Annotated in this window: 15 protein-coding genes; 11 read left to right on the top strand and 4 right to left on the bottom strand. The window is 66.1% G+C overall.

Annotated features, from left to right (window positions below; translation table 11 throughout):
* The first annotated feature begins 18 nt into the window (after window positions 1-18).
* Window positions 19-1395: an alpha,alpha-trehalose-phosphate synthase (UDP-forming) gene (otsA, locus tag DNK89_RS20045; protein ID WP_110961710.1), complete on the top strand. Its 1377-nt coding sequence runs from the start codon at window positions 19-21 to the stop codon at window positions 1393-1395.
* 35 nt (window positions 1396-1430) lie between these two features.
* Here otsA and DNK89_RS20050 read toward each other — a convergent pair whose 3' ends face one another.
* Both DNK89_RS20050 and DNK89_RS20055 read right to left on the bottom strand, forming a co-directional pair.
* Window positions 1431-1625: a DUF2905 domain-containing protein gene (locus DNK89_RS20050; protein WP_056745516.1), complete on the bottom strand. Its 195-nt coding sequence runs from the start codon at window positions 1623-1625 to the stop codon at window positions 1431-1433.
* A 21-nt stretch (window positions 1626-1646) separates the two neighbouring features.
* On the bottom strand, window positions 1647-2765 hold the full coding sequence (locus DNK89_RS20055; protein ID WP_110961543.1) for a class I SAM-dependent methyltransferase: 1119 nt from the start codon (window positions 2763-2765) through the stop codon (window positions 1647-1649).
* A 10-nt stretch (window positions 2766-2775) separates the two neighbouring features.
* Here DNK89_RS20055 and DNK89_RS20060 point away from each other — a divergent pair, with 10 nt between their 5' ends.
* From DNK89_RS20060 to DNK89_RS20090, 7 genes are all read left to right on the top strand, one after another.
* Window positions 2776-3570 carry an SDR family oxidoreductase gene (locus DNK89_RS20060; protein ID WP_110961544.1) on the top strand — a complete coding sequence of 265 codons (795 nt, stop codon included), beginning with the start codon at window positions 2776-2778 and terminating at the stop codon, window positions 3568-3570.
* A 35-nt stretch (window positions 3571-3605) separates the two neighbouring features.
* Entirely contained in the window at window positions 3606-3989 is a 384-nt protein-coding gene (locus DNK89_RS20065) for a dihydroneopterin aldolase (RefSeq protein ID WP_192420890.1), read from the top strand.
* A 4-nt stretch (window positions 3990-3993) separates the two neighbouring features.
* Window positions 3994-4977: a tRNA 2-thiocytidine(32) synthetase TtcA gene (gene ttcA / locus DNK89_RS20070; protein WP_203422378.1), complete on the top strand. Its 984-nt coding sequence runs from the start codon at window positions 3994-3996 to the stop codon at window positions 4975-4977.
* 55 nt (window positions 4978-5032) lie between these two features.
* Window positions 5033-5644, top strand: a complete 612-nt coding sequence (locus tag DNK89_RS20075; protein ID WP_110961545.1) for a DUF4136 domain-containing protein — start codon at window positions 5033-5035, stop codon at window positions 5642-5644.
* A 23-nt stretch (window positions 5645-5667) separates the two neighbouring features.
* Window positions 5668-6309, top strand: a complete 642-nt coding sequence (locus DNK89_RS20080; protein WP_110961546.1) for a histidine phosphatase family protein — start codon at window positions 5668-5670, stop codon at window positions 6307-6309.
* Window positions 6293-7462: a DSD1 family PLP-dependent enzyme gene (locus DNK89_RS20085; RefSeq protein ID WP_060985411.1), complete on the top strand. Its 1170-nt coding sequence runs from the start codon at window positions 6293-6295 to the stop codon at window positions 7460-7462. The genes DNK89_RS20080 and DNK89_RS20085 overlap by 17 nt, the downstream gene beginning before the upstream one ends.
* 79 nt (window positions 7463-7541) lie before the next feature.
* Window positions 7542-9344, top strand: coding sequence for a lysoplasmalogenase family protein (locus DNK89_RS20090; RefSeq protein ID WP_110961547.1), 1803 nt, complete (start codon window positions 7542-7544; stop codon window positions 9342-9344).
* On the opposite strand, the gene ruvB is transcribed toward DNK89_RS20090, so the two are convergent.
* Window positions 9301-10362 (bottom strand): Holliday junction branch migration DNA helicase RuvB, encoded by a 1062-nt coding sequence (ruvB, locus tag DNK89_RS20095; protein ID WP_110961548.1) that lies wholly within the window; start codon window positions 10360-10362, stop codon window positions 9301-9303. The genes DNK89_RS20090 and ruvB overlap by 44 nt on opposite strands.
* Window positions 10363-10476: 114 nt before the next feature.
* Here ruvB and DNK89_RS20100 point away from each other — a divergent pair, with 114 nt between their 5' ends.
* Window positions 10477-11616 (top strand): carbonic anhydrase, encoded by a 1140-nt coding sequence (locus tag DNK89_RS20100; protein WP_161958961.1) that lies wholly within the window; start codon window positions 10477-10479, stop codon window positions 11614-11616.
* 4 nt (window positions 11617-11620) lie between these two features.
* Here the strand turns inward: DNK89_RS20100 and ruvA are convergent, their stop codons facing one another.
* The gene (gene ruvA / locus DNK89_RS20105; RefSeq protein WP_110961550.1) at window positions 11621-12196 is read right to left on the bottom strand and encodes a Holliday junction branch migration protein RuvA; all 576 of its coding nucleotides are present in this window, start codon (window positions 12194-12196) and stop codon (window positions 11621-11623) included.
* An 80-nt stretch (window positions 12197-12276) separates the two neighbouring features.
* Here ruvA and DNK89_RS20110 point away from each other — a divergent pair, with 80 nt between their 5' ends.
* Entirely contained in the window at window positions 12277-13233 is a 957-nt protein-coding gene (locus DNK89_RS20110; RefSeq protein WP_110961551.1) for a PhoH family protein, read from the top strand.
* Window positions 13234-13295: 62 nt separating this feature from the next.
* Window positions 13296-13754 carry an rRNA maturation RNase YbeY gene (ybeY, locus tag DNK89_RS20115; protein ID WP_110961552.1) on the top strand — a complete coding sequence of 153 codons (459 nt, stop codon included), beginning with the start codon at window positions 13296-13298 and terminating at the stop codon, window positions 13752-13754.
* Window positions 13755-13816 lie beyond the last annotated feature (62 nt).

The raw sequence follows: 13816 nt of genomic DNA on the forward strand, positions 1-13816 counted from the left end.
GCACGGATGATTGCCCCCATGAGCCGTCTTGTCGTCATCTCCAACCGCCTTGCCGATCCCCGCAAACCCGCTGCAGGTGGCCTGGCCGTCGCCTTGGGCGAGGCCCTGAACCAGACCGGAGGACTCTGGTTTGGCTGGAGCGGCACCGTGGTCGAAGGCGGCACGCCCGGCGAGGGCGAACTGCACACCCGCCAGGCCGGCCCTGTCACCCTGGCCACCGCAGACCTGTGCCGCGAAGACCACGACAGCTACTACCACGGCTACAGCAACAGCGTGCTGTGGCCGGTGTTCCATTACCGGCTGGACCTGGCCGACTTCAATGCCAGCTACATCGCAGGCTACCGGCGCGTGAACCAGATGTTTGCGCGCAAGCTGCTGCCGCTGCTGCGCGACGACGATGTGATCTGGGTGCACGACTACCACCTGATCCCGCTGGCTGCCGAGCTGCGCGCCATGGGCTGCAAGCAGCGCATCGGGTTCTTTTTGCACATCCCCATGCCGCCGCCGCTCATCATGGCGGCCATCCCGCAGCACGAGTGGCTGATGCGGTCGCTATTCGCCTACGACCTGGTGGGCCTGCAGAGCGAGGCCGATGTGGCGCATTTCACGCGCTATGTGCGCAACGAAGGCAGCGCCGAAGCAGTGGACGAAAAGCGCGTGCGCGCCTTCGGGGCCACGGTAGTGGTGCAGTCGTTTCCCATCGGCATCGACGTGGACGAGTTCACGCGCCTCACGCACGCCCCCGACGCGGTGGAGACCTACGAGAACATGCGCGACGAGTATTCGCGCAGGCGCCTGCTGCTGGGCATCGACCGGCTCGACTACTCCAAGGGCATCCCGCACCGCGTGCGGGCCTTCCGCGAGCTGCTGGACCGCTACCCCGAAAACCGGGGCAGCGCGACGATGATCATGATCGCCTCGCCCAGCCGTGACGACGTGCACGCGTATGCAGACCTGCGCCAGGAGCTGGAGGGCCTGTGCGGCTCGGTCAACGGCGACTATGGCGAGCTGGACTGGATGCCCGTGCGCTATATCCACCGCATGGTGGCGCGCAAACGTGTGCCGGGCCTGTGCCGCGCCGCCGCCGTGGGGCTGGTCACACCGCTGCGCGACGGCATGAACCTGGTGGCCAAGGAATATGTGGTGGCACAAGACCCGGACAACCCCGGCGTGCTGGTGCTGTCACGCTTTGCGGGTGCGGCAGAGCAATTGAAAGAAGCGCTGCTGGTCAACCCCTACGACCCCCAGGGCATGGCCGACAGCATTCAGCAGGCGCTGCAGATGCCGCTGGCCGAGCGACAGGCGCGCCACCAGAAGCTCATGGCGCGCATCAAGGAGCACGACGTGCACTGGTGGCGCAAGGCGTTTCTGGATGCGCTGCAGACGGCGGGCTAATTTGAGATACCAGGGCAGCAGCAGCGGCCGCTGCACTACAACAGCTTGGTGATCAGACTGACCACAAAGCTCAGCAGCAGCGTGGATGCCAGCGGCACATCCCAGTCCCGCCCCAGCCACCGAAACCGGAAGTCCCCGGGCAACCGCCCAAATCCCATGCGGCGCAGCAGCGGCGACAGCCAGCTGATGAACATCAGGGCCAGGAGGATGACGAGGAGCCAGCGGAACATGGGCAGCGCGGCAGCAGGCGGTCAGAGCCGGTGCGAACGGTCGCCGTGGCTGAACCCCAGCGGCTCCCACGCCTCCCCAGCCCCCACGGCCAGCACCTTGAACAGCTCGCCCATCTCGTGCTCCATGATCAATTTGGCCGCTGTCGCCCGCTGGGATTGAGGTAGCTGCTCCATTTTTGGAAGCAATCCACAGTTGATGAGGAAATGCGCCTGCGTGGTGTACCCCAGTACGTTCAGGCCCGACTCCTGCGCGGCCAGCGCCATGGCGGTGAAGTTGACGTGGGCGGTGATGTCCTTGCGGCCCACCTCCACCAGCGGGTCGCCATCGGCCAGGTGGCCTTGGTGGCACATCACCGTGCCCATGTGGCGCTGGGGGTGGTAGTACTCGTCTTCGCCAAACCCATAGTCCAGCAAGAAGGCCGCGCCGCGCGTGAGCCGGTCGGCCAGCATCCGCATGAAGCCTTCGCCCTGGGCGTGGATTTCGGTCAGGTAGTCCTGCGGGCCTTCGATGGCGATGGGCGGTCGCAGGTCGGTGGGGCGGTCGGCCCAGGCAAAGCAGCCGTCTTCGGCCACCACCACACCGCGCTCATGCCACACACCGCCCTGCTGGCCGCCGTGGCGCGCCAGCAGCTGCACAGGCATGGCATCCAGCACCTCGTTGCCCACCACCGCGCCTTCGATGTGCTCGGGCAGTGCGTCCACCCAGCGCAGCTTGGGGGCGTGGGCCACCAGCTTGGCCTGCTGGCGGGCGCGCAAGCTGCCCGACAGATCGACGATGGTGTAGCGCTGCACCTGGTCGCCCAGCGCATCCAGCAACTGCAGCGCCAGCGCGCCGGAGCCTGCGCCAAACTCCCAAACTTCATGGGTGCCAGTGCGCTCCAGCGCCTCGCCCACCTGCACGGCCAGCGTCTGGCCGAAAAGGGGCGTGAGTTCGGGCGCGGTCACAAAGTCGCTGCCCGACTCGGGCATGGCACCGAATTTGGTGGAATCGTTGGCGTAATAGCCCAGGCCGGGCGTATACAACGCCAGGGCCATGAAGCGGTCAAAACCCAGCCATCCGCCCTCGGCGGCAATGGCCTGGGTGATGTGCTGGTGCAGGGCGGTCGTTAAACTGTCGGGTCTTTGGGTCACGGCCCGCATTGTCCCCCACATGTCCACCCCTTCCCTCCCCCATCGCCCCCGCACCGTGCTGGTGACCGGCGCCGCCAAGCGCCTGGGCCGCAGCATTGCGCTGGCCCTGGCCGCTGGCGGCTGGCAGGTGGCGGTGCACTACCGCTCGTCAGCGCAAGATGCTATCAATACCGTAGCTGAATGCACAAGATTGACTGGTGCAAGCGCCCATTTTGAGGCCGATTTTGATGACGAGGCCTCCGTGCGCGGCCTGTTGCCCCGCGTGGTGGCGCACTTTGGCCGCGTGGACGCGGTGGTCAACAGCGCCTCGCTGTTCGAGCACGATGACGCCGCCACCTTCAGTTTTGCCGCACTCGAAAAGCACCTGCGCAGCAACACGGCGACGCCCGTGCTGCTGGCCCAGGCCCTGCACCAGCATGTGGCCGACCGTGTGGCGGCGGGAGAGGCCGACGCGCAGGGCGCCGTGGTCAACCTGCTGGACCAGAAGCTCTGGAACCAGAACCCCGACTTTGTGAGCTACACGCTGTCGAAAGCGGCACTGGAGGCCGCCGGCACCATGCTGGCCCTGGCCCTGGCGCCGCGAGTGCGCGTGGTGGGCGTGGCGCCCGGACTCACGCTGACCAGCCACATGCTGAGCGACGAAAAGTTTGCCCAGCTGCACGCCTTGAGTCCCCTGGGCCGCTCGTCCACCCCCGAAGACGTGGCCGCCACGGTGAAGTTTGCGCTGGAGAACCGCTCCATCACCGGCACCACGCTGCTGGTCGATGGCGGCCAGCACCTCATGAAGTTTGACCGCGATTTCTCGTTGATGTGAGCCCAACGCCGGCGCACCCAATGAGCACCCACCCCATGACACAGACCCCTTCCCAGATGACTGGCACGCAGATCTTGACGCTCACCGGTTTGCGCTTTGATGCCAACCTGGGCATCCTCGACCACGAAAAGACCGACCCGCAGCCCATCCAGGTAGACGCTGAGCTGAGCCTGGGCGTGCAGCCGCTGGCCCCGCGCGACGACGACATCGGCCATGTGCTGGACTACCGGCGTGTGCGCCAGATCATCATCGACGAGTGCACAGCCGAGCATGTGAACCTGCTGGAGAGCCTGATCGGCAAGCTGGCCAACCGCCTGATGCAGTTGCCCGGCGTGCTGGGCGTGCGCGTGAAGATTGCCAAACTCGAAATTTTTGACGACTGCGAAGTGGCCATTCGCGTCGAGACAGGACAGTGGTGACCCCATGAGCACCGTAGTGAACGAAGCCCCACCCACCAACCCCGCCCTCTCCGCCCCCTCCGGCTGGACCGACGAGCCTGCAGAGGCCGCCGCCAGCGGCGCCGCCCGCTTGAAGATCGAGCGCGAAACCCACAAACTGGAAAAGCGCCTGTGCCGCGAAGTCGGCAAGGCCATCGTCGACTTCAACATGATCGAAGAAGGCGACAAGGTGATGGTGTGCATGTCCGGCGGCAAGGACAGCTACGCCCTGCTGGACATCCTGCTCAAGCTCAAGGCCCGCGCGCCCATCCACTTTGACCTGGTGGCCGTCAACCTGGACCAGAAGCAGCCCGGCTTCCCCGAGCATGTGCTGCCCGAATACCTGGCCAGCACCGGCGTGCCCTTCCACATCGAGAACGAGGACACCTACAGCATCGTCAAGAAGCTGATCCCCGAGGGCAAGACCACCTGCAGCCTGTGCAGCCGCCTGCGCCGGGGCATTCTGTACCGCGTGGCCGATGAACTGGGCTGCACCAAGATCGCGCTGGGCCACCACCGCGACGACATTTTGCAGACGCTGCTGCTCAACATGTTCTTTGGCGGCAAGATGAAAAGCATGCCGCCCAAGCTGGTGAGCGACGACGGCAAGCATGTGGTGATCCGCCCGCTGGCCTACGTGGCCGAGAAAGACACCGCCCGCTGGGCCGCGCACCGCAACTTCCCCATCATCCCGTGCAACCTGTGCGGCAGCCAGGAGAACCTGCAGCGCAAGCAGGTGGGCGAGATGCTGCGCGAGTGGGAAAAGCGCTTCCCCGGCCGCGTGGAGAACATGTTCAACGCCCTGCAGAACGTGGTGCCCTCGCACCTGCTGGACGGCAGCCTGTACGACTTCAAGAACGCCAAGGCCACGGGCATCGCCAGCGAAGACGGCGACAAGGCGTTTGACAAGGAAGAGTTTGCGGCACCATCGCCGTCGTTGCCGGGCGTGCAGGTGGTGCAGCTGTCGTGAACTGCCGGGGTCAGCGGCACTCTCACGGAGATCCTTGTTTCAGGACACTCTGACCATGACACAACGCCGATGGCTTCCCGCCCTGCTCCTGGGCCTCACCGTCACCCTGCTCGCGGGCTGCAGCACCACCCGCGTGGTCGAAGGCCAGGTGCAGAGCTTCTCAACGCTGGCGGCCGTGCCCGCCCCTGCCACGTACCGGATTGAGCGCCTGCCCTCGCAGCAAGCCCCTTCGTTCGAAGCGATTGCCACGCTGGCCGAGCAGGCCCTGGCCCGCGCAGGTCTGCAGCGCGATGATGCCGCGCCCCGCCTGCTGGTGCAGCTGGGTGTGCAGGCCGATGCCGTGCCGCGCTATGACCCCTTCCGCCCCTATGGCCCTTACGGGCCCGGCCCCTGGGGCATGGGCGGCTGGTATGGGCGGGGCTGGGGCGTGCATGGCGTGTGGCGCTTTGGCGAACCCACGCCCCTGCACCGCCGCGCAGTCAGCATCGTGATGCGCGACGCCAGCACCCAGGCCGTCGTGTACGAAACCTCCGCCGTGCACGAAGATGTGTGGGTGAGCGATCCAGCCGTCTATGGCGTGCTGTTCGACGCCGCACTCAACGGCTTTCCGAAGCCGCCCGAGGGGCCACGGCAAGTACGCCTGCCATTGGTTCCGCCCTCACACTGATTCCCTATACGCCTGTCTATTGCATGCACGCCACCCGCATCGTTGCCATCCGCCACGGCGAAACCGCCTGGAACGTGGACACCCGCATCCAGGGCCACCTGGACATCCCGCTCAACGACACCGGCCTGTGGCAGGCCGCCCAGGTCGCGCAGGCCCTCGTGGGCGAGCCGATTGCAGCCATCTACTCCAGCGACCTGCAACGCGCGCACGCCACCGCCCAGGCCGTGGCTCACACCACAGGCGCCCCGTTGAAGACCGAGCCGGGATTGCGCGAACGCAGCTTCGGGCACTTTCAGGGCCGCACGTTTGCCGAGATCGAGGCCGAGCTGCCCGAGGACGCCTTGCGCTGGCGCAAGCGCGACCCGCACTACACACCCGAGGGCGGCGAGTCCCTCGTCACCTTGCGTGACCGCATCGAACGCACCGTGACCGCGCTCGCACAACAGCATGTGGGCGAGCAGGTGGTGATGGTGGCGCATGGCGGCGTGCTCGACGTGCTGTACCGCCTGGCCACGCGCCAGGACATCCAGGCGCCGCGCACCTGGCAACTCGCGAACGCCGCCATCAACCGCCTGCTGTGGACGCCTGACGGCCTGACCCTCGTCGGCTGGGCGGACACCCAACACCTTGACCAGATTGTCGTGCGCGATGAAAACCACGCCTGAAGCCTTGCAAACCACCGTCGGCCAACGCGTGGACCTGATCGACACCCCCGCCCTGGTGGTGGACCTGGACGCCATGGACCGCAACATCCAGCGCATGGCCGACTTTGCGCGCAAGCACCAGGTGCGCTGGCGCCCTCATGCCAAGCTGCACAAGAGCGCCGAAATCGCGCTGCTGCAGCAACGCGCGGGTGCCCAGGGTGTGTGCGTGCAGAAGGTGGCCGAGGCCGAGGCGCTGGCTGCCGGTGGCGTCGATGACATCACCATCACCAACCAGGTCATCGCCATGCCCAAGCTGCACCGCGTGGCGCGGCTGGCCGCGCAGCTGGCGGCACGCGGCGGGCGCCTGGGGGTGGCGGTGGACCATGCCGATGGCATCGCCCGCCTGGCCGAAGCCATGGCCCAATCCGGCAGCGATGCGGGCATCGATGTGCTGGTCGAGATCGACGTGGGCCAAGGCCGCTGCGGCGTGCCACCGGGCGAGGCCGCCGTGCCCCTCGCACTGGCCGTGTCGCGCAGCCCCCGGCTGCGCTTTGCGGGCCTGCAGGCGTACCATGGCCGAGCCCAGCACCTGGCCAGCAGCGTGGGCCGCCGCGAGGCCATCGCCAAGGTGGTGGAGGCGGCCTATCACACGCGCCAACTCATCGAGGCAGAGGGCCTTGCCGTGCCCCTGATCACGGGCTCGGGCACTGGCACCCTGGTGCACGAGGCTGCCAGCGGCGTGTTTGGCGAGCTGCAGGCGGGCTCGTTTTTGTTCATGGACGCCGACTACGCCCGCAACGAACGCGACCCGGCCCAGCCCGCGTTTGAGCACGCGCTGTACGTCAAGACCCAGGTGGTTTCGGTGCGCGACACCCACGCGGTGTGCGACGCAGGCCACAAGAGCCATGCCATCGACTCGGGCCTGCCCACCGTGGCCCTGCTGCCCGCCGACCGCACCCTGCGCTACGCCAACGGGGGCGACGAACACGGTTTGCTTTACGCAGACGCTCCCGATGCCCGCCTGCCCAGTTTGGGGCACATGCTCTGGCTCATCCCCGGTCATTGCGATCCCACCGTCAACCTGTACGACTTTTTGATCGGCGTGCGCGGCGGGCTGATGGACGGGGTGGTGGAGCGGATCATCCGCGTGGATGCGCGGGGAGCGCTGACGTAGGCGCGGCCCTCTAAACACGGGCGCTATAGGGGTTCACCTGCCCCAGTGAGGGCTGGCTGCTGGACCACAATCCAGCAGCATGAGCCCCAGCCAGATCATCGTCCTTGCGACGCCCGTCTTCTTTGTGCTGATCGCCATTGAACTGGCCGTCGGCTTCAAGCGCCAGCGCAACACCTACCGCCTGGCCGATGCGGTGAGCAGTATCAGCCTGGGCATGCTCAGCCAGACCAGCGCAGTCTTCACGCGCCTGCTGCGCATCGGCATCTACACCGCCCTGTTCGAGCATGTGGCACTGTGGCGCAACGATGCGTTCTGGACCAGCCTGCCCGGTTGGCTGCTGGCGTTGGTGTTCTACGACTTCTGCTACTACTGGCTGCACCGCATGGGGCACGAGTCGGCCGTGCTCTGGGCCGCGCACGCGGTGCACCACCAGAGCCAGGACTACAACCTCAGCACCGCGCTGCGCCAGACCAGTTCGGGCGCGCTGCTGGGCTGGGTCTTTTATGTGCCCATGGCGCTGGCCGGCGTTCCACCCCTGGTGTTTGGCGTGGTGGCGCTCATCGACCTGCTCTACCAGTTCTGGGTGCATACCGAGCAGGTGGGCCGCCTGGGCTGGTTCGACCGCTGGTTCTGCAGCCCCAGCAACCACCGGGTGCACCATGCCGTCAACGACGCCTACCTGGACAAAAACTACGGCGGCATCCTGATCCTGTGGGACCGAATGTTCGGCACCTTCAAGGATGAAGACGCGCAGGAGAAATGTGTGTACGGCACGCGCGGCCTGCTCAACAGCTGGGACCCGCTGTGGGCCAACGCCCAGGTGTACGCCGGGCTGGCGCACGACAGCTGGCACGCGCGCAGCTGGCTCGACAAGCTCAAGGTCTGGATCCAACCGCCCGGCTGGCGGCCTGCGGATGTGGCGGAGCTGTTCCCAAAGCCTGCCTTCAGCATGGCGCAGATGCAGCTGTACCACCCACCCATGTCGCGTACCGTGCAGTGGTTTGCGCTGGTGCAGTTCGCGCTGCTGCTCACAGGCGTGGCAGCCTTTTTGTGGCAGGCCGATGCGGCGCCGTTGGCGCACAACGCTATCTGGTTTGCCGTGCTGCTGACGGTGCAATGGTCCCTCGGCGCGGTGATGCAGGGGCGCATCGGCATGCTGATGGCGCTGATGCTGCAAAGCGCGGCGCTGGCCACGGCCACCAGTGCGCTGGGGCTCACGGCGTGGCATTGGCTGTTCAAGCCACTGACCATGGTAATCGCTATTATTTTGGTAGCTACCAGCGCATATTCGACTAGCGCAAGGGGCACACCGGGCTCCAATACGCCCTGGATCTTGCTGATGGCCGCCCTGAGCGGGTCCTTGGCGGGGGATGTGTTCCTCATGTTCCCGGGGTTGTTCATCCCCGGTCTGGTGAGCTTTCTGGTGGCGCACCTGTTCTATGTGGCGCTGTTCAAAAGCGGGCAGACCTGGTTTCCGCACCGGGGTGCACTGGCGGCCACGCTGGGCATCGGCGTGGCCATGTACGCCTTTCTGTGGACGGGCGGCCTGCCGCCTGCACTCCGCGCCCCCGTCGCGGCCTATGTGCTGGTGATTGCGTTGATGGCGGCCCAGGCCATTGGCCGCGCCACCGTGTTGCGCGACGCCGCTTCGCTGTGTGTCGCCATCGGCGCCGGGTTCTTCATGCTCAGCGACTCGCTGCTGGCCACCAACCGCTTCGTGACGCCCCTGCCCATGGCCCAAGTGTGGGTGCTGGCGACGTACTACGCGGCGCAGGCGCTGATCGTGGCGGGCATGCTGCGGGGCACAGCCCGCGCGGAGCCCAGCTCTGCCGCGCCCCTCACACCCCAAACAGATCTTGCCCGCTCGCCTTCGGCGGCGTGACCCCCAGATGGCGGAACGCGGCCAGCGTGGCAATGCGCCCGCGCGGCGTGCGCTGCAGGAAGCCCTGCTGGATCAGGTAGGGCTCGATCACATCCTCGATGGTGCCGGCCTCTTCCCCAATGCTGGCAGCGATGTTGTCGAGCCCCACAGGCCCGCCGTCAAAGCGGTGGATCACGGCTTCGAGCAGCTTGCGGTCCATCACGTCAAAGCCCTGCGGGTCCACATCCAGCATGGCCAGCGCCTTGTCGGCAATGGACTTGGTGATGCAGCCATTGCCCTTGACCTCGGCATAGTCGCGCACGCGGCGCAACAAGCGGTTGGCAATGCGCGGTGTGCCACGCGAGCGGCGGGCGATCTCGAAGCCGCCGTCCTCGTCCATGGGTGCGTTGAGCAACCCGGCACTGCGCTGGACAATGCGCGCCAGCTCTTCGGCCGTATAGAACTCCAGCCGCGCCACGATGCCAAACCGGTCGCGCAGCGGGTTGGTCAGCATGCCCGCGCGCGTGGTCGCGCCCACCAGGGTGAAGGGCTGCAGGTCCAGCTTGATGCTACGCGCCGCAGGGCCTTCGCCGATCATGATGTCGATCTGGTAGTCCTCCAGCGCGGGGTAGAGGATTTCCTCCACCACGGGTGACAGACGGTGGATCTCATCGATGAAGAGAACGTCGTTCTTTTCCAGGTTGGTCAGCAGCGCCGCCAGGTCCTTGGGTTTTTCCAGCACCGGTCCGCTGGTCTGGCGCAGGTTCACCCCCAACTCGGCCGCGATGATGTGCGACAGCGTGGTCTTGCCCAGGCCCGGCGGGCCGAACAGCAGCACGTGGTCCAGGGCCTCCTCGCGCTTCCTCGCCGCGCCGATGAAGATCTCCAACTGCTCCCGCGCCTTGGCCTGGCCCACGTACTCCTGCAGGAGCTTGGGGCGCAAGGCGCGTTCGATGGCCTCCTCTTGGGGAGAGGCAGGGGCGGCAGAGATGACGCGTTTGGCGGGGGCGGGGGAGAAGTCGTCGGTCTGGATGGTCACGGCAGTTATGTCTGGGCGGCGAATGCCATGCTGGCATGCAATCTGCCACTATATCGCCCAAGGATTCCCCGGGGGTCAAGTAAGCGGGAACAGCGCCGATAGATGAACCAGACCATGACCAAGACGATGCCTGCGCCCCCTTGCCTGCCCCGGCCCCTTTTCCTCCACCAGCTGGCTGTGTTGGTTGCCTGTGGCGCTACCGCCCTCGCTGCGACCGGTCAGACTCCCCCGCCCTCACCAGCCCGGTCCGCCAGCGGCTCCATCCGTATTGAGAACCCGCAGGAAAAGGCCGACTTGGCCACTCGGATCGACGAAGCCATCCAGCGCGCTAAAACGAAGAACGCGCCCACCACGTCGGCAGGTGCGCGTCGGCGGGCTGAGCCTATCCCCAGCGTGGAAGTGCGTATCCCGACCGAGCGTCCCAGCAAACCAGCCAAGACCATGGCCATCCCACAGGCCCTGGCCCGCCCTGCCGTTCAGGACCCCGAAGCCAGTCGGCGCTATATCCAGACACGGGCAGCGGAACTGGCGGCAGTTGCGCCACCTCCACCGCCCCCAGACCCGCGCACGGTGCACTGGGACTACGACAGCGGAGACCGGGGTCCCCAGGCCTGGGGCAGCCTTCACCCGGACTTCGCAACCTGCAGCCGGGGCATGCGGCAGTCGCCGATCCATATCAAAGCCCAAGACGTGGAGGTCGGTCCGGCGCCCCCTCTGCCTTTCAACCACCAGTTCTTCGGAGGCACGGTGTTGCACAGCGGGCATGGCTTGGAACTGAAAGTGGAAGGCGACAGCATCCTGACCCTGCGCGGAATGCCCTGGCGCCTGGTGCGCCTGCAGTTTCGCCACCCTGCTGAAGAGCGCGTGCATCAGCACAACTACCCGATGGCAACCGATCTGGTGTACCAGGGACCTGACGGTCAAACAGCGGTGGTGAGCGTGCCCATGCAGTTGGGAAGCACCAACGCCTTCATCACCCACATCTGGACCCATATGCCCCTGGATGCGCAAGACAGCGTGCGTCTGCCGCAGCCGGTGCTTTCCGTGGATGAGCTGCTACCTCAGGACCGCCGCTATTACCAGTACGCAGGCTCTATCACCCAGCCGCCCTGCACCGAGGGCGTACTGCGCATTGTGATGAAGACCCCGGTCAATGTAGGACTCGCACAGCTGCGCATGCTGCAGCGTGTATCGCCGCCCAACGCACGTCCGGTGCAAGCCTCTAACGGACGCCTGGTTCGCGAGGCCCAATAGTCGCTCACTTCGCCAGCGACTTCAGCGCCATCTTGATCCCCTCACTCACCCCGACCTCCGCAGGCAGCGCCTTGAGCGCCGCGGCCGCCTCCTTGTCGTTGTAGCCCAAAGCCAACAGCGCCTGCAAAATGTCGGCTTGCGCATCGCTGTTGGCGGCGCCGCGCACAGCACCGATGTCCGCGCCCAGCTTGCCCTTGAGTTCCAGCAGCAAGCGCTCGGCCGTCTTCTTTCCGATGCCGGGCACCTTGACCAGCCGCCCCGCCTCCTGCAGCGAAATCGCCTGCGCCAGATCGCTCACTCCCATACCGCTCAGGATGGACAACGCCGTGCGCGGCCCCACGCCAGAAATCTTGATCAGCTCGCGAAACGCCTGCCGCTCGGGGGCGGTCGCAAAGCCGTACAGCAGCTGCGCATCCTCGCGCACGATGAACTGGGTCAGCAGGCTCACGCGCTCGCCCACAGCGGGCAGGTTGTAGAACGTGCTCATGGGCACATTCACCTCGTAGCCCACGCCGTGGCAGTCCAGCAGCACCTCGGGGGGATTCTTCTCCAGCAGGGTGCCGGTCAATTTGCCTATCATTGATGTCCTTTGGCGACGCGGGCGTGACATGCCGCGCCGTCGTTCTTGCCGTTTTCCGTTGCCTGACTGGAATTATCCGCGTGATCCTGCGCCACACCTTCACCCCCCACAACAACACCCGGCTTACGAACCTGTGTGGCCCGGCCGATGCGCACCTGCGCACCATCGAGGTGGCCCTGCAGGTGAGCATTGCGCACCGGCACGAGCAATTCAAGGTCGACGGCCCCAAGGCCAAGGCCACGCAGGCGATGGAGCTGCTGCAGGCCCTGTATGAAATGGCCGAGCGGCCCATCGGCGAGGACTATATCCAGCTGATGCTCGCGGGCGACAGCGAGCTGCTGGAGGCCCCGGACGACGCCATCATCCTCAATACCCGCCGTGCCGACCTGCGCGGGCGCACCCCCACGCAGAACCTGTACCTGCAGAACATCGCCACGCACGACATTACCTTCGGCATCGGCCCTGCAGGCACCGGGAAGACGTATCTCGCCGTGGCCAGTGCGGTGGATGCGCTGGAGCGCAGCAGCGTACAGCGCATCGTGCTGACCCGCCCGGCGGTGGAGGCGGGCGAGCGCCTGGGTTTTCTGCCTGGCGACCTGGCGCAGAAGGTGGACCCGTACCTGCGCCCGCTGTACGACGCGCTGTACGAGCTGATGGGGCATGACAAGGTGCAAAAGGCGTTCGAGCGCAACGCCATCGAGATCGCGCCGCTGGCTTTCATGCGCGGGCGCACGCTGAACAATGCCTTTGTGATTTTGGACGAAGCGCAGAACACCACGCCCGAGCAGATGAAGATGTTCCTCACCCGCATTGGCTTTGGCGCCAAGGCCGTGGTGACGGGCGACGTGAGCCAGATCGATCTGCCCAAAGGGACGCTGAGCGGCCTGATCGATGCCGAACGGGTGTTGAGGCGCGTGAAGGGTATCTCGGTCACCCACTTCACCAGCGCCGACGTGGTGCGCCACCCGCTGGTCGCCCGCATCGTGGACGCCTACGACGCCCCCCGCCGCGCGGCCACTGCGCGTGCACGCGACTGAACTTCTAATTTGATAGCTGCTTGCGCTGATTCATCAAGCGCCAAGTGCCAAAAGCAATCCCAATGTCTTTGAACCAACTCTCCCTGTCGCTGCAGTTCGGCACCTTTGACGGCGTGGCCGCCCACCGCGCCGTGCTGCCCCGCCACAAGGTCACGCGCTGGATTCGCCACGCTCTGGCCACCGACGCCGAGATCACGGTGCGCATCGTGGGTGCTGACGAGGGTCAGCAGCTCAACCGCGAGTACCGCAAGAAGGACTACGCCACCAACGTGCTCACCTTCGACTACACCCAGGAGCCGGTGGTGACCGCCGACCTGGTGCTGTGCGCGCCCGTGATCGAGCGGGAGGCCAAGGAACAAAACAAAAGCCTGGAAGAGCACTACGCCCACATGCTGGTGCATGGCACGCTGCATGCCCAGGGCTGGGACCATGAAACGAGCGAGGCCGATGCCGAGGAGATGGAGGCGTACGAGACCGACATCCTGCAAGAGCTGGGCTTTGAAGACCCCTACGCGACCTGATCGGCCGAACGGCTCCCCCGCGACTCGGCGGACAACCCACTTTTAAACGTCGTTTTAAAACG

The organism is Acidovorax sp. ST3 (genome assembly GCF_003231145.1).
Lineage (GTDB): Bacteria > Pseudomonadota > Gammaproteobacteria > Burkholderiales > Burkholderiaceae_C > Acidovorax.

Coding starts and splice junctions, on each gene's coding strand:
- otsA (WP_110961710.1), top strand. CDS start 19: ATGAGCCGTCTTGTCGTCATCTCCAACCGCCTTGCCGATCCCCGCAAA.
- DNK89_RS20050 (WP_056745516.1), bottom strand. CDS start 1,625: ATGTTCCGCTGGCTCCTCGTCATCCTCCTGGCCCTGATGTTCATCAGC.
- DNK89_RS20055 (WP_110961543.1), bottom strand. CDS start 2,765: ATGCGGGCCGTGACCCAAAGACCCGACAGTTTAACGACCGCCCTGCAC.
- DNK89_RS20060 (WP_110961544.1), top strand. CDS start 2,776: ATGTCCACCCCTTCCCTCCCCCATCGCCCCCGCACCGTGCTGGTGACC.
- DNK89_RS20065 (WP_192420890.1), top strand. CDS start 3,606: ATGACACAGACCCCTTCCCAGATGACTGGCACGCAGATCTTGACGCTC.
- ttcA (WP_203422378.1), top strand. CDS start 3,994: ATGAGCACCGTAGTGAACGAAGCCCCACCCACCAACCCCGCCCTCTCC.
- DNK89_RS20075 (WP_110961545.1), top strand. CDS start 5,033: ATGACACAACGCCGATGGCTTCCCGCCCTGCTCCTGGGCCTCACCGTC.
- DNK89_RS20080 (WP_110961546.1), top strand. CDS start 5,668: ATGCACGCCACCCGCATCGTTGCCATCCGCCACGGCGAAACCGCCTGG.
- DNK89_RS20085 (WP_060985411.1), top strand. CDS start 6,293: ATGAAAACCACGCCTGAAGCCTTGCAAACCACCGTCGGCCAACGCGTG.
- DNK89_RS20090 (WP_110961547.1), top strand. CDS start 7,542: ATGAGCCCCAGCCAGATCATCGTCCTTGCGACGCCCGTCTTCTTTGTG.
- DNK89_RS20100 (WP_161958961.1), top strand. CDS start 10,477: ATGACCAAGACGATGCCTGCGCCCCCTTGCCTGCCCCGGCCCCTTTTC.
- ruvA (WP_110961550.1), bottom strand. CDS start 12,196: ATGATAGGCAAATTGACCGGCACCCTGCTGGAGAAGAATCCCCCCGAG.
- ybeY (WP_110961552.1), top strand. CDS start 13,296: ATGTCTTTGAACCAACTCTCCCTGTCGCTGCAGTTCGGCACCTTTGAC.